Source organism: Pelagimonas sp. KU-00592-HH (assembly GCF_040369695.1).
Lineage (GTDB): Bacteria > Pseudomonadota > Alphaproteobacteria > Rhodobacterales > Rhodobacteraceae > Shimia.
Genome location: NZ_BAABWM010000009.1, coordinates 1 through 1,188 on the forward strand (window position 1 = coordinate 1; position 1,188 = coordinate 1,188).

Annotated in this window: 1 protein-coding gene; it reads right to left on the bottom strand. The window is 58.8% G+C overall.

The window, feature by feature from the left end; genetic code table 11:
• Window positions 1-9: 9 nt before the first annotated feature.
• Window positions 10-1,185: an elongation factor Tu gene (tuf, locus tag ABWV42_RS19660; RefSeq protein WP_353341644.1), complete on the bottom strand. Its 1,176-nt coding sequence runs from the start codon at window positions 1,183-1,185 to the stop codon at window positions 10-12.
• Window positions 1,186-1,188: the final 3 nt, after the last annotated feature.

A 1,188-nucleotide genomic window follows, 5' to 3' on the forward strand; every position in this document is an offset into this window, starting at 1 on the left:
GGTCAGAAATTATTCTACGATTTTCGAAACAACGCCCGAACCAACGGTGCGGCCGCCTTCGCGGATCGCGAAGCGGAGGCCCGCTTCCATCGCGATCGGTGCGATCAGCTCAACGTTGAACTTCAGGTTGTCGCCCGGCATCACCATCTCGGTGCCCGACGGCAGTTCAACGGTACCGGTCACGTCGGTGGTACGGAAGTAGAACTGCGGACGGTAGTTCGCGAAGAACGGGGTGTGACGGCCACCTTCGTCCTTGGTCAGGATGTAGGCTTCCGCTTCGAACTTGGTGTGCGGGGTAACCGAACCCGGCTTACACAGAACCTGGCCACGCTCAACCGCTTCACGGTCAACACCACGCAGCAGCGCGCCGATGTTGTCGCCGGCTTCACCGCGGTCCAGCAGCTTGCGGAACATTTCAACACCGGTACAGGTGGTTTTCTGGGTGTCTTTGATGCCGACGATTTCGATTTCGTCACCAACGTTGATCACACCACGCTCAACACGGCCGGTCACAACGGTACCACGACCCGAGATCGAGAACACGTCTTCGATCGGCATCAGGAACGGCTGGTCGGTCGCACGCGGCGGCTGCGGGATGTACTCGTCAACAGCAGCCATCAGCTCGGCAATTTTCTCCGAACCGATTTCCGGGTTGCGGTCTTCCAGAGCGGCCAGAGCCGAACCTGCAACAACAGGAATGTCGTCGCCCGGGAATTCGTACTCGGACAGCAGTTCGCGGATTTCCATCTCAACCAGTTCGAGCAGCTCTTCGTCGTCAACCTGGTCAACTTTGTTCATGAAAACAACCATGGCCGGGATGCCAACCTGGCGGCCCAGCAGGATGTGCTCACGGGTCTGCGGCATCGGGCCGTCAGCTGCGTTCACAACCAGGATCGCGCCGTCCATCTGCGCCGCACCGGTGATCATGTTCTTAACATAGTCAGCGTGGCCGGGGCAGTCGACGTGCGCGTAGTGACGCGCGTCGGTTTCATACTCAACGTGTGCGGTCGAGATGGTGATGCCGCGGGCTTTCTCTTCCGGCGCGCCGTCGATCTCGTCATACGCTTTGAAGTCACCAAATTGCTTGGTGATCGCTGCGGTCAGTGTGGTTTTACCGTGGTCAACGTGACCGATGGTGCCGATGTTGCAGTGCGGTTTGCTGCGCTCAAACTTTTCCTTAGCCATGAT